The organism is Granulicella tundricola MP5ACTX9, from assembly GCF_000178975.2.
GTDB lineage: Bacteria > Acidobacteriota > Terriglobia > Terriglobales > Acidobacteriaceae > Edaphobacter > Edaphobacter tundricola.
The window spans coordinates 1,416,320-1,436,468 of the sequence record NC_015064.1; the positions used below are offsets into that span (position 1 = coordinate 1,416,320).

General features: G+C 61.0%; 13 protein-coding genes. 5 read left to right on the top strand and 8 right to left on the bottom strand.

Annotated elements, in window-relative coordinates; all coding sequences use genetic code 11:
* Positions 1-74: 74 nt before the first annotated feature.
* The 6 genes from ACIX9_RS06020 to ACIX9_RS06045 form a co-directional block, all read right to left on the bottom strand.
* Positions 75-635: a 3-hydroxyacyl-CoA dehydrogenase NAD-binding domain-containing protein gene (locus tag ACIX9_RS06020; protein WP_013579588.1), complete on the bottom strand. Its 561-nt coding sequence runs from the start codon at positions 633-635 to the stop codon at positions 75-77.
* A gap of 4 nt (positions 636-639) precedes the next feature.
* Positions 640-819, bottom strand: a complete 180-nt coding sequence (locus tag ACIX9_RS06025) for a hypothetical protein (RefSeq protein WP_013579589.1) — start codon at positions 817-819, stop codon at positions 640-642.
* 214 nt (positions 820-1,033) lie between these two features.
* Positions 1,034-2,617: a 4-alpha-glucanotransferase gene (gene malQ, locus ACIX9_RS06030; RefSeq protein ID WP_013579590.1), complete on the bottom strand. Its 1,584-nt coding sequence runs from the start codon at positions 2,615-2,617 to the stop codon at positions 1,034-1,036.
* Between the two features lie 260 nt (positions 2,618-2,877).
* A complete protein-coding gene (locus ACIX9_RS06035; protein WP_013579591.1) occupies positions 2,878-4,866 on the bottom strand; it encodes a peptidylprolyl isomerase in 1,989 nt (662 codons plus the stop codon).
* Positions 4,867-5,101: 235 nt separating this feature from the next.
* The gene (locus ACIX9_RS23580; RefSeq protein ID WP_013579592.1) at positions 5,102-6,529 is read right to left on the bottom strand and encodes a BON domain-containing protein; all 1,428 of its coding nucleotides are present in this window, start codon (positions 6,527-6,529) and stop codon (positions 5,102-5,104) included.
* A 145-nt stretch (positions 6,530-6,674) separates the two neighbouring features.
* Positions 6,675-7,715: a LacI family DNA-binding transcriptional regulator gene (locus ACIX9_RS06045; protein WP_013579593.1), complete on the bottom strand. Its 1,041-nt coding sequence runs from the start codon at positions 7,713-7,715 to the stop codon at positions 6,675-6,677.
* A 128-nt stretch (positions 7,716-7,843) separates the two neighbouring features.
* Here ACIX9_RS06045 and ACIX9_RS06050 point away from each other — a divergent pair, with 128 nt between their 5' ends.
* Positions 7,844-9,277, top strand: a complete 1,434-nt coding sequence (locus ACIX9_RS06050; protein WP_013579594.1) for an arylsulfatase — start codon at positions 7,844-7,846, stop codon at positions 9,275-9,277.
* A gap of 135 nt (positions 9,278-9,412) precedes the next feature.
* Here ACIX9_RS06050 and ACIX9_RS06055 read toward each other — a convergent pair whose 3' ends face one another.
* Positions 9,413-13,228 carry a carboxypeptidase-like regulatory domain-containing protein gene (locus ACIX9_RS06055; RefSeq protein ID WP_013579595.1) on the bottom strand — a complete coding sequence of 1,272 codons (3,816 nt, stop codon included), beginning with the start codon at positions 13,226-13,228 and terminating at the stop codon, positions 9,413-9,415.
* 244 nt (positions 13,229-13,472) lie between these two features.
* Here ACIX9_RS06055 and ACIX9_RS06060 point away from each other — a divergent pair, with 244 nt between their 5' ends.
* Complete coding sequence (locus tag ACIX9_RS06060) at positions 13,473-16,214, top strand: glycosyl hydrolase (RefSeq protein ID WP_013579596.1); 2,742 nt, start codon at positions 13,473-13,475, stop codon at positions 16,212-16,214.
* Positions 16,211-17,647, top strand: coding sequence for a glycoside hydrolase family 28 protein (locus tag ACIX9_RS06065; RefSeq protein ID WP_013579597.1), 1,437 nt, complete (start codon positions 16,211-16,213; stop codon positions 17,645-17,647). The genes ACIX9_RS06060 and ACIX9_RS06065 overlap by 4 nt, the downstream gene beginning before the upstream one ends.
* A gap of 171 nt (positions 17,648-17,818) precedes the next feature.
* On the opposite strand, the gene ACIX9_RS06070 is transcribed toward ACIX9_RS06065, so the two are convergent.
* Positions 17,819-18,295, bottom strand: a complete 477-nt coding sequence (locus ACIX9_RS06070) for a DinB family protein (RefSeq protein WP_013579598.1) — start codon at positions 18,293-18,295, stop codon at positions 17,819-17,821.
* Positions 18,296-18,423: 128 nt separating this feature from the next.
* Between ACIX9_RS06070 and ACIX9_RS06075 the strand changes: the two genes are divergently transcribed.
* Complete coding sequence (locus ACIX9_RS06075) at positions 18,424-18,804, top strand: ArsR/SmtB family transcription factor (protein WP_013579599.1); 381 nt, start codon at positions 18,424-18,426, stop codon at positions 18,802-18,804.
* 160 nt (positions 18,805-18,964) lie between these two features.
* Positions 18,965-20,125 carry a Gfo/Idh/MocA family protein gene (locus ACIX9_RS06080; RefSeq protein ID WP_013579601.1) on the top strand — a complete coding sequence of 387 codons (1,161 nt, stop codon included), beginning with the start codon at positions 18,965-18,967 and terminating at the stop codon, positions 20,123-20,125.
* Positions 20,126-20,149 lie beyond the last annotated feature (24 nt).

Below are 20,149 nucleotides of genomic sequence, written 5' to 3' on the forward strand. Positions count from 1 at the left end.
TATTTCGCGCTTCCTGATGCCTGGAAGGGACTTAGCTTCTTAGCGCGGAGGAAGGGAGCTCCAGAAAGGGGGCGCTACAGCTTTGAGGTGTTCATGTTTTTCAGGAGCTGGGGGAGGTCTGGGTCTGGTTCCGGGTGGACTGGGTGGCCGAGCGTGGTGAAGAGCCGGTGGGCGAGGGCCTGGGTGGCTGGGGAAGTTGCGGCGGCGAGGAGGAGACGGACGGGTGAGGCGGGGATGGGGTCGCCGCGGAACATGATGCAACGGTCCGGGCGGTAGGTGCAGGAGGCCAGGTCGGTGATGCTGAGGACCTGGCTGGGGGTGCAGAGGATGGTCTTTGGGGGGGCCATGCGGTCGAGCATGCTGTAGATTTCGAGTTTGGACTCTAGGTCGTCGGGAACGAAGTCTACGGCTATATCGGCTTCTCGGACGGCGTCTTCGATGGTGAGGGCGAGGCCTACGGTGAGGCCGAGGGAGGAGAAGTCGGACTCGGCGTGGCGGAGCTTGGCCGGCATGACGTCTTCAAGGACGACGGAGAAGCCGGCGGTGGCGCAGGCGAGGGCGAAGTGCCGGCCGGAGGTGCCGGCGCCTATGATCGCGACCTTGATTTTGGAAGGTGAGATCTCAGGCGCCGTCATGAGGCTACTTGGCGATGGCGATGAGGACGGATTCGTAGTTGGGCTCTGAGTTGCGGATGTAGTCGCTGACGCGGGCGCGCTCTTCTTCCGTCAGGGACGGGAGGACGGCCTGGATGCGGCGGAGGGTTACTGCGATATCGTCAACGTAGTTCATCATGCGGATTGCTTCGCCGGACAGTGGCATTGTTGCTCCCGATCTTTGGTGTGGATGTGGTTCGCTGGTAACAGTCTACAGGCAACGGCAGAGCGAGGACAGACAACGGCAAAAGCCAGAACAGGCAACGGCGAAAGCAACTACGGAGATTCTCCCCCTTACAGGGGCAGAATGACGGTTTTCTGGGGTAGAGGATTGTGCCTTGGGCAGACGACCGTGTCTGGGTTGTACGGTTGTGCCGGGGTTAGACGGTTGTGCCGAGCTCTGCTCGTTTGCTTGCGTCCTCGGTGGGTTTGCCGGCGGCCTCGGTGCCTTCGACTGGAGCGGAGTAGCCGTCGCGGTCTGTCATTTCCATGAGGGCTCCGAGCTGGTAGGCGAAGTCTGGATGGAGGGTGCCCTGATCGTAGCGCCAGGCCCAGTTTTGTCCGATGCCGGCGGGGGTGTTCATGCGGGCGTCGCTGCCGAGGTGCAGGATGTCCTGGAGGGGAAAGATGCAGACGTTGGCGACGGAGCGGGCGGCGGCTCGCATCATGGCCCAGACGATCTCGGCGGGATGATCGATCTTGCCGAGGTAGGTCTGGGCGTTGGCGCGTTCGGCCTCGCCGGTGTCGTCAAGCCACCAGCCGAGGGTGGTGTTGTTGTCGTGGGTGCCGGTGTAGGTGACGGTGTTGGGGACGAAGCGGTGGGGGAGATAGAGGTGGGAGCCTCGGTCCGTGAAGCCGAACTGGAGGATGCGCATGCCGGGCATGCCGTAATGCTCGCGGAGTTCGTCGACCTCCTTGGTGATGACGCCTAGATCCTCTGCGACGAAAGGGAGGTCGCCGAAGACGTCGCGGAGACGCTGGAAGAGATCGTGGCCGGGGGCCTTGACCCACTGGCCGTTGATGGCCGTCTCTTCATCTGCGGCGATGGACCAGAAGGCCTCAAAACCGCGGAAGTGGTCGAGGCGGATGACGTCATAGAGGGTAAGGGAGCGGCGGATGCGGGCGACCCACCAGTCGAAGCCGCGTTCCTTGAGGGTGGACCAGCGGTAGAGGGGATTGCCCCAGCGCTGGCCGGTGGCGGAGAAGTAGTCGGGTGGGACGCCGGAGACACGGATGGGGCGGAGCTGATCGTCTAGCTCGAAGATGTCTGGGTTGGTCCAGACGTCGGCGGAGTCATAGTTGACGAAGATGGCGACGTCGCCGAGGATCTGGATCTTGCGGTCGGCGCAGTAGCCGCGGAGGGTACACCACTGTTCTGAGAAGAGGAACTGGACGGCCTGCTCGATGGCGAGCTCACGGCCGCGCTCATTCATGAGGGTGGCGAGGGCGTCGGACTTGCGGCGGGCGTACTCTTCGGGCCACTCGTGCCAGCTTGCGTACTCGTAGGTGCGGCGGAGGACGGTGAACATGGCGTAGTCAGAGAGCCAGGAGTGGTTATCCGTGCAGAACTTCTGGAAGCGCAGGCGCTGGTCGCCGGTGGCGCGGTCAAGGAAGTTTGCGGCGGCTTCTTCCACGAGCGGGAGCTTTTCCGTAGCGGCGCGACCGAAGTCGCAGGGGCCGGAGTGTGGGGCGAGGTTGGCGATGCGGTCGCGGTCGATCCAGCCCTGGTCGGCGAGGATTTCAAGCGAGATGAGGATGGGGTTGCCGGCGAAGGCCGAGAGTGCGGAGTATGGAGAGCTTCCGTAGCCGGTGGGGCTGAGGGGCAGGACCTGCCAGATGCGCTGCTTGGAGGCTGCGAGGAAGTCGACGAAGTTGTAGGCTTCAGGGCCGAAATCGCCTATGCCACCGTAAGACGGCAGTGATGTGACGTGCAGTAAAACCCCGGATACGCGCTCTTGAAGCATCTTCTTCTCCCTCTTGCTCTCTGCTGTGATGCTAACGGGCGGAGGTGGGGTTCGGGTGAGGGGAGAGTTTGGCGAATCTGGATGGGTAATGGGAGGGTTTGAACAGGGAACAGGGAACAGGGATCAGCAACTGCAACAGCCAGTCCCAATACGGGGGTTCTTCGCTGCGCTCAGAATGACGAGAGTTTTTTAGGGTGGGGAAAGGGAAACGGCCAGGGATTGTGTCCCTGGCCGCTTCGATTGAGTGAGATGCTTTGTGTTTAGAGGCCCAACGGGGAGGAGCCTGGAGCGCCGGGTGCGTTGGTCTTCTTTGCGTAACGGATGCCGCCGGACTTCTGGTACTTCTCCGTGAGGGTGCCGAGGTAGAGGCGGAAGACCTCTTCGCGGCGCTCGTTGAGGAGGCCTTCACGGGTTGCCGTGAAGTTCTTGGCGATGTCATCCGCGCTGGGCTCCTGCTTGTCCGTTACGACGAGCACGATGCCGTTGGAGCCGGTATTGATGGGATTGGAGACGGTGCCCTTGGCGAGATCGAAGGCGGGAGCTCCGGGGCCGGACATGGCACCGAGATCGGGGACCTGGCCATCCTTGCCTACAAGGTCGCTAGACTTGACGGGAATGTTGAGCTCGGCGGCTGCCTTGTGGAGATCGTTGAGCTCCTTGGCGCGGGCGTCGAGCTTGTTGAGCTTCTCATTGAGGAGCTGGGGGACCTTCTCGGCGCGGTAGTCGTCCAGGATGTGCGACTTGTAGGCGTCGAAGGTGGGAGCGTGCGGGGCCTGGATATCGACGACCTGGAAGATGGCGAAGCCGTCGCCGGTGGAGACGGAGATGGGATCGCCTTTCTTGGTGGTGGTGAAGGCCTGGGCGAGGAGGGCGGTGGAGTCAGAGACGCCGGGGACTACGCCATCCTTGCCGACGAAGTCGGTGGTGGTGGCGTGGAGGCCGTGTGCGGCAGCGGTCTTGTCGATGCCATTCTTCCTGGCTTCGTCCGACAGGGACTTGGCATAGGCTGCTTCCGCGTTGCCGAACTTCTGCTGCTCGACGATGGGCGTGATCTCTGCCTTGACCTCATTGAGGGGCTTGGTGTGGGCGTTCTGACGCTCCTCAACCTGCAGGATGTGATAGCCAAACTTGGTCTTGATGACGTCCGAGGTCTGGCCGGGCTTGAGCGAGAAGGAGGCCTTGTCGAACTCGGGAACGGTCTGACCGGGGCTGAGGAAGCCGAGTTCGCCGCCGTTGGCCTTGGAGCCGGGATCGTCTGAGTTCTTGCTGGCGAGGTCGGCGAAGTTACCGCCGGCCTTGATCTGCTTGAGGAGATCGTCTGCCTTGGCCTTGGCGGCTGCGTCGGTCCTGGCATCAGCTCCGGCAGGGACGGCGATGAGGATGTGGCGGACCTTGGCCTGATCCTTGACCTGATACTGGGCGAGGTGGGCGTTGTAGTAGGTCTGGAGATCGGCGTCGGTGACCTGGGGCTTGCCGCCGGGGATCTGGTCTGCTCCGAAGGCGAAGTAGTTCAGCTTGCGGGACTCCGGTACGGCGGTGGCGTAACGGGCCTGATTGGTTTTGAAGAAGGTCTGAAGGTCCGAGTCGGACGGGTTGACGGTGGCGCGGAGGGTGTCCGAGGTGATTACGGCGTAGTCAAACTTCACCTTGGTGCCGGAGACGCGGTAGGAGTCGCGGACTGCGTTGTCCGAGACGGTGACGCCGCCGGTGATGAGCGCCTGGAGACGGGCTACTTCCATCTCTTTCTTGACGAGAATCTCAAAGTCGCCGCGGGTCATGTTGAGCTGGTTCTGGACGAAGTTCATGTAGGCGTCGTCGCCGATGTACTGCCCGTTGGGGAAGAGGATCTGGCCGATCTGGCCCTGGTGGAGCTCGCGGAGGAGATCACTGTCTGCGACCTGGAGGCCGAGGCGGTCTGCTTCGAGCTTGAGGATGGCCTCCTGGACGAGCTGCTGGGCGACGCGGCTCTCAATGTAGGGCATGAGCATGGGGGGGAGCTTCTGCTGCTCGAGCTGCTGGGTGGCGGCGCGGGTGACTTCGGTCTGGAGGACGGGCTCGCTGTCTCCACCGAAACGGCCGAAGAGGCCGGGGGCGTGTACGGTGGCATAGTTCACGCCGCTTCCGCCGCTGTCCACGTTGTCAAAGATGCCTGGGACGAGGGTGATCACCATGGCTCCGAGGGCGACAGTGATAAAGCTGGCGATGGCGAGTTTGACGAACTTATTGTCCTGCTGAAAGATACGAATCATGCCTGGCTGACGACCTTCACTTCGTGCGTATTTTCGCTGCGCTGCCGAGAGGCAGGAGCGTGTCCGGGCTATTCCGCGTTCCGGATGCGTGTAAGAGTGCGACGCACGGGTGCCTGGCTCCGGGACAAGCCTCAAGTATAAATCAGGGTTGCGACGGTTTGAGCGGGTGCGGAGGAAATGCGAAGGCCCGGGGATCGCTCCCCGGGCCTTTGCCATGCTTTGTACGGGGTGAAGCTTAGTACGGTGGGGGGTAGGGAGCCGGGTATGGCGCGTAGGGGCGGGGGTAGGCTCGGCGGGCGTAGCGGGGGTCTGCTCCGGGGGCTACGCCGTAGGCCAGACGCTGCATCTCCTGCTCTGAGACGGTGAGGATGGGGGCGGGCTGTGCGAGGTGGAAGGTGACGACCGCCTCCGAGGGGACGAAGACCTGTCCGCGTCCTGAGGCTGCCGACGAGCCTAGACCGGCTGCCGCGCCTACGCCGCCGCCGACAGCTGCTCCGACTCCTCCGCCTGCGACTGCGCCGATGAGGGCTCCTACTGCGCCGAAGCCGAGGGTTTTGTTGACGGATTCGATGGTCTTATCACCGCCGTTGTGGATCCAGTCGTCCGAGACGATGGGGTAGGTTTTGCCGGCGAGGATGATCTGGTTGAGCTGGAGGGTCATCTCGCCGCGGCCGTTGAGGGCGCCGGAGGGCTTGGCGTCGACTACGGTGCCGCGGACGGTGGCTCCGCGGGGGATGGCGATGAGGCCGCCTGCGACGACGTCATTGATGATGATGCCGTCAAAGTTGCTGCCGGGCTGAGAGTGTTGGCTGGAGAGCGTCTGGTTGACGCGGATGCGGATCAGAGTGCCGGCGGGCACTGTGACAGGCTGGCCTGCGACCTGGCCGCCGTCCATGGGCGCGGCGTATCCGTGGGCACTGTAACCGGGTTGAACAGGGGGATACTGCTGGTATTGCGGCGGGTAGCCCTGGGGCTGTTGCTGGGGGTAAGGCTGGCCTGCCTGCGGAGGATAGTTGCCGCCCTGAGGAGAGGGCGGATAGTTTGAGGCTGAAAGGGGGCGGCGATTGGCTGGATCGTTCGTCTGGGCTGGGGTTTGCTGAGGCTGCTGGTTGGCGGCCTGCTGGTCCAGAGCCTGGTCCGCGTCTGGGTTGTTGCGCTGATACTGGCCGTTGGGTGAGGTTGGCGGTGGTGCGTTCTGAGCCGTGTCAGGCTGGGTGGAATCGGCGGGGGCGTAGGAACCGTCGGACTGCAGGACCATGTTGGGGCCGGGGCCGGCGGACTGATTTGCGGAGACGGATGCGCCGCCGAGGGTGAGTTGGTCGACGACCTTTTTTACCCCTGGGGCGTTGGCGGCAAGGTTTTCGGCACGCTTGCGGAGTGGCTCGGTGGCGACCGTTCCGCTGAGGGTGACGGTGCCGTAAACCGTTCTGGTAGTGATCGCTTCGGAGGCCAGCTCGGGCGCTCCGGCGAGGGCTTTGAGGACGTTCGACTCGACCTGAGCGTCGGAGACGTTCGGGGCCTGGGCGAGCAAAGCGCCGGTCGATGCGATCATGCCTGCGATGAGCGCGGTGTTGCGTGTGGTGCGGATCAGCTCCGCAGTCCACCTGGAGGAGCTGCGTGCGGGTGAAATATTGCTCCTGGACAAAGTATCCCCTTGTGACATCTGTAACCTCCGCCTACTGCCTCGCACATTGAGATGCGCGTGCCTCGGCCTATGTATGGAGACGCTATTTTGAATAAAAAGTTTTGCTGGCTGGCGGCGGAAGCTTTTTTCGTGGTCGGCGCGCGCTTTGGACGGGGGGCTAGGCTCAGTTCCGGGGCTGCCCCGTCGTCTGCCGGACGATGAGCCTGGTGCCGATGGTGATCTCGATCTCTCCCTTTCCGCCTTCGGGGGAGAGATGGGAGAGGAGGATTCGTACGGCCTTCTGGGCCAGGTCCTTGCAGGACATCTGGACCGTGGTGAGGGGAGGGATGGTGTACTCCGCCATGTGGATGTTGTCGAAGCCGATGAGGGAGAGGTCTTCCGGGATGCGGAGGCGGGCTTCAAAGACGGCGTGCTGGACCCCGATCGCGGTCATATCGTTGGAGCACATGACGGCCGTTGGCAAGGCTTTTTGAGACAAGATCGTCTGCATGGCGTCTCGGCCGCCCTCCAGGGTGTGATCCCCTTCGACGATCCATTTGGGGTTGATCGGGACCGCTGCGGACTGCATTGACTCCAGGAAGGCAGACTTGCGTGCCTGGGCCGAGCGGAGATGTAGCGGGCCGGAGATGAAACCGATCTTGCGGTGACCCAGAGCGGCCAGGTGCTGGACGCCTTCCTGAATCCCCTCGCGATAGTTGACGGAGAGAACGCCGCTGCGCGGGTGTTTCGAAGCTACGTCGATGAAGACGAGCGGGATCTCGTCCGCGATGAGGCGATCGAGGACGATCTCCTCAAAGCCGAAGGTCATGATGGCTACGCCGTCGACCTTGCGCTCCAACATGCGGCGAACGCAGGTGTCCATTTTTTTTGGGTCGTGGCTGGTCGAGCCGATGAGGATCTCGTAGCCCTGGTCGACGGCGATGCGTTCAAACTCCTGGATGAGCTCAGGGAAGAACGGGTTTGTGATCTCGGAGACGATGAGGCCGAGGAGTCTGCTTTTGCCGGAGACGAGGGCGCGGGCTTGGGTGTTGGGGAGATAGTCGAGTTCGGCGACGGCCTTCCAGACACGGGCGGCGAGGGCAGCGTCTACGGTGGGGACGTGGTTGAGGGTGCGCGAGACGGTTGCGATGGAAACCCCAGCGTGAGCCGCGACGTCGTGGATATCGGTCTTTTGTGCGGAGCTGCGCTTCGACGATGACTTCAATGCGTGCCTCTGATGGCCATTATGACAGGAGCGATTCTTGCGGGGTGGCGCGGGTTGTCACTGGTTTCACCTGGGAAATAGTTCCTTGTGGGGTTGTATACTTCTCGTCGAAACAGATGAGGGGTGCCATGCCGTCTTCAACACAATTGAGCCGCAGGGGCTTTCTGGTTAGTGCGCTTGCGGCGGGGTCTGCCTACGCGCTGGGTGCGGATAAACCCAGCGGACGCCGGCCAAACATTGTCTTCATCCTGGCGGACGATATGGGGTATGGGGATCCGGCTGTCTATGGGCAGACGAAGATTCGGACGCCGAACATCGACCGGATGGCCGCCGGGGGGATGCGGTTTACGCAGGGGTATGCGGGGGCACCGGTGTGTGCGCCTTCGCGGTGTACGTTGATGACCGGGATGCATGGGGGACATGCGAGGGTGAGGGATAACTTTGCGCTGGCGGCGGGGCATGTGGGGCATAAGAAGAAGGAGGAGATCCGGCGGGCGAGTTTGACGACCGAGGATCGGACTGTGGCGGATTACTTGAGGGGGGCGGGGTACCGGACGGGCTTGATGGGGAAGTGGCACCTGGATGGGTACGACCCGGATGCGGTGCCGACCAAGCATGGGTTCGAGGAGTTCAAGGGGTGGCTGACGCAGATCGACGAGACGCAGGGGTATTGGCCGGAGAAGCGGATGCATGGGGAGACGCTGATCGATATCCCGGAGAATGCCGGGGGGAAGCAGGGGCGGTATGACACGACCATGATTACGGAGGACTCGGTGGACTACATTGAGCGGCATAAGGCTGATCCGTTCTTCCTGTACGTGGCTTATGACAGTCCGCATAGCCCTTATACGGCTCCGGACTTTGGTCCTTACAAGGACCATCCGACCTGGGCGGACGATGAGAAGACGTATGCGGCGATGATCTGGTACATGGACCTGGGGATCGGGAAGATCCTGGATACGTTGAAGAGGCTGAAGCTGGACGAGGATACCGTGGTGTTCTTTGCTTCGGACAATGGCCCGCGGTCTGAGCCTACGGTCCAGCAGACGAGGGTGATCGATTTTTTCGATTCAAACGGGAACCTGACCGGGTATAAGCGGGATATGTATGAGGGGGGGATACGTGATCCGCTGATCGCACGGTGGCCGGGGCATATTCCGGCTGGCGCGGTGAACCAGATGTCGGCTTACTTTCCGGACTTCCTGCCGACAGCTCTCGACCTGGCGGGTGCGCCGGTGGAGAAGGGGGACGGGATCAGTCTTCGTCCTTACCTGATGAATCCTAAGCTGACCGGGGAGGAACGGTTTCTGTACTGGGAGTTCTATGAGCCTGTGTTTCGGCAGGCCGCTCGGCTGGGGAGGTGGAAGGCGGTGCGGCTGAAGCGGGGCGGGAAGCTCGAGCTTTATGATCTTTCGGTCGATGCTTGGGAGAGTAAGGATGTGGCTGTAGACCATCCGGAGATTGTGGCGAAGATGGAGGCGGGGATGGCTCGGGAGCATCGTGCTTCTGCTGAGTATCCCGATCCGGGGAAGGGTGCGGTTGCTGCGCCGAATATTCCTTAGTAGGCATTATTGGGGGAAGGGTGAGAGCCGTGGAACCCATGTCTCAGAAGCGAGACATGGGGCACCCAGTATCTGGGAATGAAAAAGCCCCGGCTACCTTTTGGGCGGCCGGGGCTTTTGCTTGAGGGGAGCGGGTTAGAAGTTGAGGTGGCCGGCGAATTGGAAGTCGCGCGGGTTGGCCTGGGCTCCGGTGATTTTGCCGAAGGCAGACCCAGCGGCTGTGCCCGGTGCTCCCCAAGTGGTGGTGGGGTTGGAGAGGGTTGCGTGGTTGGCTACGTTGAGGGCGTCGACCTCTGCAACGAACTTCAGGCGACTCGTCCCCAGGTTGAACGAGCGGCGGAGGCTGATGTCGTCCTTCCAGAAATAGGGGTTGCGGAGACCGAAGGGTGCGGTGCGGGGTGCGTTGCCGACCTTGTTGTAGTTGGTGGCGAAGCCTGTGGAGTAGGTCGTGGGTGCGCTAAAGGCGTTGGGGTCGATGTACTGGGTTCCGAAGGAGCGGTAACCCTTGGCGAGCTTTCCAGTACCGGTGTAGTTGGGGTTGATGTCCAGTTCGCAGGTGCCGGCGTTGGGTGACTGGCAGCCGCTATAGGTTGGGATGAAGGGAGTTCCGCTGGTGAACTGGTAGATGGTGGAGATCTGGAAGCCGCTGGTGACGCCGCGAACGAGGCGGTTACCCGACTTTGCTCCCGGGATCTCCCAGACGCCGTACGCGGAGATGTTATGGGTCATGTCCGTGGTGGTGAGGCCACGGTCGATGCGGTTCTGGTGATAGGCGGCGTTGGTTCCGGAGACGGAGCCCGAGGGTAGATCGAAGCCGGAGCGGTAGGTGCCGTCGTCACCGATGTTGCGCGACCAGGTGTAGTTGAAGGTGTAGGACAGGCCGTGCGAGGCGCGCTGGGCCAGCGATACCTGGAGAGAGTTGTAGCTGATGTTGGCTACGTTCTGACCCCATGTATCCGAGACACCGTTGTACTGGGGGAACGCAACCAGTGTCTGGGCGATGGTCGCCTTGGTGGTGGGTGAGGAGATGGCGTTGTACGGCAATCCGTATCCAGGCAACGCATTCTTGGCGAGTTGGACGTTGGCCGGGGTTGCGAGTGCTCCCAGGAGGGAGTTCTTGCCTGTGGAGTCCGCTACGCCTGCGAGGGCTACGTAGTACTTGGGGTTGAGTTGGTCTGCGAAGTAGCCGCGCGGATTGGAGCCGCCGCCGAGAAGAAAGTGACTCTGGGTTCCGGCGTAGTTAACGGTGAGGGTGAGGTCCTTGGTGAGGGCCTGCTGGATGCCGCCGTTGAACATGTTGAACTCCGGTGCGCGGCCCGAGAGGTATGGGTCCGCGTAGCCGGGGCCTGCACCAGTAGAGCCAGTGCTTCCGAAGTAGCTGGTGAGCAGGGTCTGCGAGGTTGCATTCTGCGCGGGGAGGGTGGGCAGTGCGTAGCCGGGGCCACCGTACTGGGTGTTCGCGATACCCGCACCAGTGAAGAAGGCCCCGTTGTTGAGGTAATACGAGGGTCCGGGAGCGCCGGCGCTGGTTTGTGTGATCTCCGTGGGGCTGGGGGCAGCGATATTGAAGCCGGTCTGGCCGGTTCCTGTGCCTGCGCCGCCACGTCCGCCTACGCCTCCGCCAATGGAGTAGACCAGGGCATAGCCGGCGCGAACAACGGTGGTTGGTGTAACGGAGTACGCAAGGCCGACACGCGGACCGTAGTTCTTCCACCATGTGTTGACCGGTGTGCGGCAGCCGCAACTTACGCCAGCCCCGCCGTGGTTTCCAGCGAACTGAAGTTCGCCCATGTTGCCGGTGATGGCGTTCTGAAGATTGGGATTGAGGAAGCTCCAGCGGTCCTGGACCTCATGGAAGGGTGGGAAGTAGTCCCAGCGCAGGCCTATGTTGACGGTGAGTTTTGGTGTGACCTTCCAGACATCTTCCGCGTACGGGGAGATGTCATGGTATCGACCACCGGTCTCCGAGACTGCCTGTTCCGTGAGGGTGGTGTTCTGGCTGGCTGCTCCGAGGAGGAAGCTGGCGTAAGAGAATCCGGCGGAGGTGGTGGAGATGGTCCCGTTGACGATGGGCGCGGTGGAGTTGGCGGAGAAGGCAAGTTGATAGATGCTCGAAGGTCCGAGCTGTGCAGCTACATTGTCCTGCAGCCACTGGGTCGTGAAGCCGATGGTGAAGCTATGCTTGCCCTTGGTGACGAGGAAGTTATCCAGCAGGGTGTAGGTGTTGGGGACGGTAGTCTGAGTTGCTCCGGATGCGCCGTTGGAGGTCCAGGAGGCGAGCGCGGTGGGGTTGCCGGTGTTTGCGGTGAAGGCTACTCCGGGGAACTCGGTCTGGGCTTGTCCTGCTGGCAGACCAGTGATGCCGAAGTCTGCTGCTGCACGGTCGCCCACAACTCCATCGGTAAGGCTGGTGATGGGCTGACCGAAACGGTTGAAGGCAAACTTCAACTGGTTGGTGATGTGGTCCGAGATCTGCCACGCATGTTCAATGTCCGTGATGACAGGGGTGATGGTGGCGATGCCGCCGGCCGTATATGGCAGAGGCAGAACGACGCCTGCGGCGGTAGCATTGGTGCCGACGGTGAAGGGAACGTTCTTGCGGACGCCATACGCGATGACATAGGAGAGGCGCTGCTTGGAAGTGAGGTCAAAATCCGCACGGCCTGCGATCTCCCAGTTGTCAAAGCCGCTGGGAACTCCGCCGAAGTAGTTGTTGACCGTGCTGGTATTGGCGTAGTTGGTGGGAAGCGCGGCCTGCATCTTCAATGCAGTGGGCGAAAGATACTGAGTGGGAATGACGTTGCCAGTAAACTGCGTGCGACAGGTGGTGCCGACGCAGGTTGCATCCGTGAGGGGATTGTAGATGGGAGTGGTGAGCTCACCGAAGTCGCCGGTGCGCATGCGTGCGGTGGGGATGGTGAGGAAGTTGGGGTTGATGCCAGCGCGGCCGTGGTACTTGTCGTAGGTGAGATAGAAGAAGCCGCGCTTTTTGGTGAGGGGGATGTGGCCGCCGCCTGAGGCGACGTACTCCGACTGGTGCTCGTCAGGTTTACCGCACTGGACGATTGCGCCTGATGTGGTGGGACAGGTGGCGTCCTTGGAGGCGTAGCTCCAGGCGTCGAAGGCTCGGGCACGGACGTACGTTGCGAGGGAGCCGTGATACTTGTCTGTGCCAGATTTGAGAGAAAAGTTGATGAGGCCTGCGCCCTGGTACTCGGCGTCTGGGGAGCTGGTGATGACCTGGAACTGATCGATGGATTCGACGGGGAGGGCGTTGGAGACGACGCGGTTATCACCGTTCTGGTTGATGGTGGTGACGGGGATACCGTCGATGTAAACGGCGGCGAGGTAGTTGCCGGTACCGCCGATGATGGGGGCGCGGGCTCCACCGACGACTCCAGGAGTGAGGACGGCGAAGGCGGTGGGGTCACGCTGCTGGCCGCTCTGCTGGAGGGGCAGGTTGGAGTAGGTCTGGTTCTCCATGACGGCGCCGAGGGTGGCGTTGGTGGTCTCGAGCGCGGGGGGCGCGGATTCTACGGTGACTTCGGTGTTCTGGTCGCCAATCTGGAGGGTGACGTTGAGGCCGGTGAGCTTGAGGGCGTCTACGTTGAGGTTGTTCTGCTTGGCCTGCTGAAAGCCCTTTGCAGCAACGGTGACGGTGTAGACGCCGGGAAGGATGGGGGAGATGGTGTAGAGGCCGTCTGACGAGGCGGTGCGGGTGGTGGTGACACCGGAGGCCGTGTTGGTGGCGGTGACGACGGCTCCGGGGATGACGGCTCCGGTCTGATCGAGGACGGTCCCCTGGATGCCGGCTTCACCGCCGGTCTGGGCGACTAGGCTGATGGCGGGCGTGAGGAGGAGGGTGAGGAGTGCGGCTTTGCTGGAAAGGTGGAGCGGGCCGGGCTGACCGATGCGTCGAACGAGACTCGGGGCCTTGAAGAGTGAGAACACTGAAACCTCCGAAAAAGGTGAAGCTGTGCAGCTCTACTAAATGAGAAGCTGCAGCCGAGACAGTATCGAAGTGGTTCTACCATTGTCAATACGGAAATAGTTTTCAATGCGTGTGGTTGGATGAGTGTTCTGACATTGATTTGAGAAACAGTTTTTCAATTGACATTGATTAAGATGGTTGCGTAGATTTCGAGTTTCGCGAGTCTGTTGGCTGGTGGATGAAATGATGCGTTGTGGAGTTCCGATGAAGAAGGTTTATAGCGGTTTGTTTCGGTCTGCTGCGCTGGCTGGGGTGGTGGGGTTGTCTTTGAGTGGAGTGGGTGCGGTGGCGCAGGTGGCTGCGGTGGAGCGGGGTTTTGTGTCGCCGCCAAATGAGGCGAAGCCGATGGTGCGGTGGTGGTGGTTTGGGCCGGCGGTGGAGAAGCCGGAGATTCGGCGGGAGCTGGAGCAGATGAAGGCGGATGGGCTTGGGGGAGCGGAGCTGGCGTTTGTTTATCCGGAGGTGCTCGACGACGCGGCTAAGGGGCTGAAGAATGAGGCGTTTCTTTCGCCTGGGATGCTTGGTGCGGTGACGTATGCGCAGGCGGAGGGACGGCGGCTGGGGTTGAGGATCGACCTGACGTTATGTAGTGGGTGGCCTTATGGGGGCCCGGCTACGACTCTGGAGGAAGCTGCGGGGCGGCTGCGGATGGTGGCTCTGCCGCTTGCGAATGGGGCGTTGCCGATGGTTAAGCTGGGGGACGGGGATCAGGTGGTGGGTCGGTTTGTGGCGCAGGGAGATGCTAAGAAGTGGGATGCTGCGACTGCTAAGCCGGTGACGGATGGGGCGGTGCCTGCGGGTTCTTCTTCTTCCTCAGATAGGGTGGCACTGTTTTTTGTTGCGGGGCATACGAAGCAGATGGTGAAGCGGGCGGCGGTGGGGGCTGAGGGGTATGTGCTCGACCCATTTAGTAAGGAGGCGGTGGCGACGCATTTGAAGGCGGTGGGGGAGCCGCTGGTGAAGGCGTTTGGAGGGACACCGCCGTATGCGATTTTTTCTGACTCGCTGGAGGCTTATGGGGCGGACTGGACGCCTAAGCTGCCGGAGGAGTTTAAGAAGCGGCGTGGGTATGACCTTATGGTGCATCTGCCGGAGCTTTGGGCGGGGGGGACGGCGGCGGCGGATAAGGTTCGGCATGACTATGGACGGACGCTGACGGAGTTGGTGGACGATAACTACCTGGTGCAGATCAATGACTGGGCGAAGGCGCATGGGACGAAGTTCCGGTCGCAGACGTATGGGGAGCCGGCGGTTTCGCTTTCAAGCCAGCGGCTGGTGGATCTGGCGGAGGGCGAGGGGCCGCAGTGGCGGGCTTTCTCTACCTTGCGGTGGGCTACTTCTGCGAATCATGACTTTGGGAAGACTGTGACTTCTGGTGAGACGTTTACTTGGCTGCACTCGCCTGTGTTCCGGGCTACTCCGCTGGATATGAAGGCGGAGGCTGATATCGACTTCATCATGGGGGAGAATCAGTTGATCTATCACGGGTGGCCTTACTCGGCTCCGCAGGTTGGGGAGCCGGGGTGGTCGCTGTATGCTGCTGCGGTGTTCAATGACCATAATCCTTGGCATCCGGTGATGCCGGCGGTGAGTTCGTACATTGGGCGGATGAGCTACCTGATGCGGCAAGGGAAGGCGGCGAACCAGGTGGCGGTGCTGTTGCCTACGGATGATGCGTGGGCGGGCTTCTCGCCGGGGAAGGTGACGGTGAGTGGGGCGATGGCGAAGCTGATTTCGCCGGGGCTGATGTCGGCTGTGCTGATGGCGGGGTACAACCTGGACTACACGGATGCGGATGCGGTGAATCGGGTGGGTGTGGGGCATCCGGTGCTGGTGCTGCCGCCTACGGACCGGATCCCGGTGGAGACGCTGCGGAAGATTGCTGCTTATGTGAAGGGTGGCGGGAAGGTTGTGGCGGTGGGGAGGGTGCCTTCGATGGATGAGGAAGGTGCGGCTTCAGCTGAGGTGACGAGGCTGGCTGGTGAGTTGTTTGGCGGGGAGCATTTTGTGGCTGATGTGGGGGGGCTTGGGGAGGCTCTGCGAAAGCTGGCTGCGCCGGATCTTTTGATGACGCCGGGTGGTAGCGAGGCTGTCGGGTTCATCCGCAGGAAGCTGACGGATGGGGATGTTTATTTTGTTGTGAATACTTCAAATGAGGCGGTGAAGGCTACTGCTCGGTTTGGGACCAGCTATAAGGTTGGGGCTCAGTGGAATCCGGAGACGGGGGCTGAGGTTGGGATGGTTTCGGCTGCGGATACTGCGATCGAGCTGGCGCCTTATGAGTCTGCGGTTTATGTGTTCAGCGGTCGGCCTGCGGGCAATGCGGTTGGGGCGGGTGAGTTCACGGCTGTGAATGATTTGAGCCGGGACTGGAAGGTTACTTTTACTTCGGCTGCGAAGACTGTGAACGAGGCTGCGCTGACGGACTGGATGGCCGATCCGGCTACGTTGCATTACTCGGGTGAGGCTGTTTACTCGCGTGAGTTTACGTTGGCTGCTGCGCCTAAGGGGCCGGTTTATCTGGAGATCGAAGGAGGGAAGGCGCTGCCGGGTTCTCCGTCTTCACCGCCGGAGCATCGTGCGCTGGGTGCGGATGGTCTGCCTGATCCGAAGGTGACGGGGACTGGGCCGGGGATGCATGCCTACTTTGAGCCGCCGATTCGTGAAGCTGCGCTGGTGACGATCAACGGCAACGCTGCGGGGGCGCTGTGGCATCCGCCTTATCGGCTGGATGTTTCAAAGCTGCTGAAGCCGGGCGTGAACCATATTGAGATCAAGGTCTATAACACCGCGCTGAATGCCTGGTCCGCGCTGCCTCCGCATGATTACAAGCCTCTGGTTGAGAAGTATGGCGACCGGTTCCAGATGCAGGATCTGAACCGGGTGCAGGCGCTCCCTTCGGGGCTGCTTGGTTCTATTCATCTCGTTACGCAAGGGGCTCAATGAAGATTCGTTTAGTTCGTCCGGGGTTTGGTTTGAGTGTGCTGATGCTGGCTTCAAGCGCGGCGTTTGCGGGGACTGTGAAGGTCAACGACTTCGGCGCGAAGGGCGACGGTAGCACGATGGATACGGCTGCGATCCAGAAGGCTATCGACGCTGCGGCGAAGAGTCATGGGACCGTGGTGTTCGCTCCGGGGACTTATCTTTCGGGTTCGATTTTTGTGAAGTCCGGGGTGACGCTGCAACTGGATAAGGGTGTGACGATCCTTGGGTCGCAGCGCATTGAAGACTATCCGGTGATGCCGACGCGGGTTGCGGGCATCGAGATGAGCTGGCCGGCGGCGCTGGTGAATGTTTATGAGCAGAAGGATGCTGTGATTACCGGCGAAGGCACGATCGACGGGGATGGGAAGATCTACTGGGATAGCTACTGGACGTTGCGGAAGGGCTATGAGCCGCGCGGGTTGCGGTGGGCTTCCGACTATGACGCTCGGCGGCCGCGGCTGGTGCAGGTATTCAACTCTTCGCATATCAAGATTGGCGGCGGGCTGTTGCTGCGGCGGTCGGGGTTCTGGACGCTGCATATCTGCTACTCGACCGATGTGACAGCGGATGGGTTGACGATTCGGAATAACGAGGGTGGGCGTGGACCTTCGACCGATGGAATCGATATCGATTCGTCGAAGCATATCGTGGTGGCTCATGCGGATATTGCTGTGAATGACGATGCGCTTTGTTTGAAGGCTGGGCGTGACTCCGATGGGTTGCGGGTGAATCGTCCGACGGAGGATGTGGTGCTGCGGGATTCAACGATTCGCGATGGCGCGGCGGGGGTGACGTTTGGGAGTGAGACTTCGGGTGGCTTCAGGAATATCGAGGCTTATAACCTGAAGGTGTTTGGGCATGTGCCGGTGGGGATACTGTTCAAGTCAGCGCATACGCGCGGGGGCTTTGCGGAGAATGTGCGGATTCACGATCTGACGCTGACGGATATTCCGGTGGTGTTGAAGGTGACGATGAACTGGAATCCTTCTTACAGCTATGCGACGATTCCGGCGACGGAGACGAACTATCCGGCTTACTGGAAGGTACTCTCGACGCCGGTGCCGGACGCGCAGGGGATTGCGCATGTGCATGACGTGCATATCTGGAATATTGCAGCGACGGGGGCTAAGTCAGCGTTTGAGGTGGAGGCTTATAAGCAGGCACCGCTGGAACGGTTTCAACTGGATCATCTGAAGATCGACGCGTTGACTGCGGGGCATATTGCCGATGCGAAGGATTGGACGTTCTCTGATGTGTCGCTGACGACTAAGGATGGAAGTACGGTGGAGTTACTGGATAGTACGGATGTGACAGGGATTCCGACTTATCCTGGGAGTGAGAAGCCTAAGACGGATGCGCCTGCCAAGAGCTTCAAGGAGCAGGATAAGTCTTAGAGCACAAGCGAGGCGTAACGGGGATAAGACGGATAAAAGCGGGATAGGAGGGGAGTTTTAGCTTTAGTGGTTTCTGTTGGGCTTGGTTCTTCTTCTTCTTTTATTATTTTTTTAGTTACGAAAGGCGAGGCACTCTTTTTCTAAGAGTGGCTCGCCTTTTTGTTGGGGTAGTTAGACTAGTTTGATTTGGCCTGCGTGGTAGGCGAGGTGGGCGGTGCGGCCGAGGAGGATGGCGAAGCGGTTGCGATGGGGCTCGCGGGCAAAGTCTTCTTCTGAGACTGCGGTGTGACGCTCCAGCCATTGGGCCGGCGTGAGGGTGTTGAAGGCAGTCCAAAGCGCTTCTGCGTTCTGGTCCCATTGCTGCTTGAGTTCTGCGGCGGCGAGGGTCTGGGGTTGGGTGCGGTCCGGGGCTGCGAGGTAGATGGCGTCAAGCTCCGGGTGCTGGCGGGCGCCGAGGCCGAGGAGAGGGAGCATGGCGTCGTTGATGGCGAGGAGGTGACCGAAGAGGTAGGAGAGGCGGTTTTTGCCGGGGGCGACGGGCTGCTGGAGCTGCTCGTCCGAGAGGGCGTGGAGGATTTTGGCGGTGCGGTCTGCCTGCTGCTTCCACTGGCGGAGGGCGGCGTCTGTGAAGGATGCTTCTGGGGTCATGGGGCGTTCCTGTCTTGTGTTTGAATGGCTTTCAACGGATAGGATGTACGGGAATTGCAGGCTGATTCAATTGTTCGATATACATGAACAATTGAACGATGGATGAATTGCGAGTAGGATTGAAGGTTATGAGACCACTCTTTCATCCTTCGGTTGACGATGTGACGGTTGAGGCGATTCTTCATGCGCTGTCGGACCCGGTGCGGGTGGCGATCTTTGCGGATATTGTGGGGCAGTCGTGCTCGCAGAACTGCTCGACGTTTCTGCAGGTGAGCGAGAAGACGATTCCGAAGTCTACGCTTTCACAACATTTCAAGGTGCTGCGTGAGGCGGGGATCATTCGGGGCGAGCGGCGTGGGGTGGAGATGCATAATACGTCGCGGTGTGCTGAGATCGAGGTGCGGTTTCCGGGGTTGATTGCGGCGATTGTGAATGCACATACGATTCAGCTGGCGAGTGTGGCGAAGGCTGCGGGGACTGCCAAGAAGAAGACGTCGACCAAGAAGTAGAGGGGACCGGGTGGGGTTGGTGGAAACCCACGTCCCAGAATCGGGACGTGGGGCACCCAACTGCGATCCATTTACATCCTTGCGAAGGAACAGTTGCATCACAGACGGGAGCCATGGGACGTGCTGGCGACGACTGCGTTGCGACGCGAGGAGATGTGTGATGGATCTGAAGGAAGCTTTGGGGTTTGGTGTCGGCAAGAAGGTTCGGTATGCGATTGTCGGGCTGGGAGATATTGCGCAGGAAGACATGATGCCGGGTGTGGGGCATACGGGTAACTCCGAGATCAGTGTGCTGATTACGTCTGATCCGGTGAAGGCCAGGGAGCTTGGCGAGAAGTACGGTGTACAGGCTGCGTTTACGTATGAACAGTTTGGCGAGGCGCTGGCTTCAGGGACGTTCGATGCGATCTATCTGGCTACTCCGAACTGGCGTCATGCGGAGTTCATTGTTCCTGCCTTGCAGGCCGGGATTCATGTGCTGACGGAGAAGCCGCTGGAGGTTTCGACCGAGAAGTGCAAGGAGATTCTGGCGGCGGAGAAGGCTTCCAGCGCGAAGCTGATGGTGGCTTACCGGCTTCACTTTGAGCCGGGGACGCTGGATACGATCGAGAAGGTTCGGTCTGGGGAACTGGGGCGGGTGCATCTGTTTACGTCGACGTTTGCGCAGATGGTCGATCCGGAGAATCATCGGGCGCACTCCGGCAAGCTGGCTGGGCCGGTGCTGGATATGGGGCCTTATCCGGTGAATGCGGCGAGGTACATCTTTGAAGATGAACCGACGGAGGTGGTCTCGGCGGTGGGGACGAAGCATCCGGAGTCGGGGTTCGACCAGGACTTTGCGGATACGGTTGCGGTGACGCTGCGGTTTCCGGGGGAGCGGTTGGCGCAGTTCACACTTTCGTATTTTGGGAATGCTACGAACTTCTTTACGGCCGTTGGGACGAAGGGAAGTGTGCAGCTTGATCCGGCTTACATGTTCGGCAAGGGGCTGGAGCAGACGACGGCGATTGGGGAGAAGAAGAGCAAGGAGAGCTTCAAGAACACGGATCACTTTGGCGGGGAGATGAAGTACTTCTCGGACTGTATTCTGAATGGCACGGAGCCTGAGCCGGATGGCGAAGAGGGCTTTGCGGATGTGCGGGTGCTCGAAGGGATTATCAAGGCAGTGGAGACGGGGCAGGCTGTGATGCTGGAGCCGTTCAGCCGGAGTAAGCGGATCGACACAGCGGCGCAGAAGATGACGCTGGGGGCGGTGTCTACGCCGGAGCTGGTGGACGCCAGCAATCCGGGCATGGGTGTGGAGAAGCAGCCTAAGAACTAGGCTGGAGGTAAAGCGGCTCGCGGC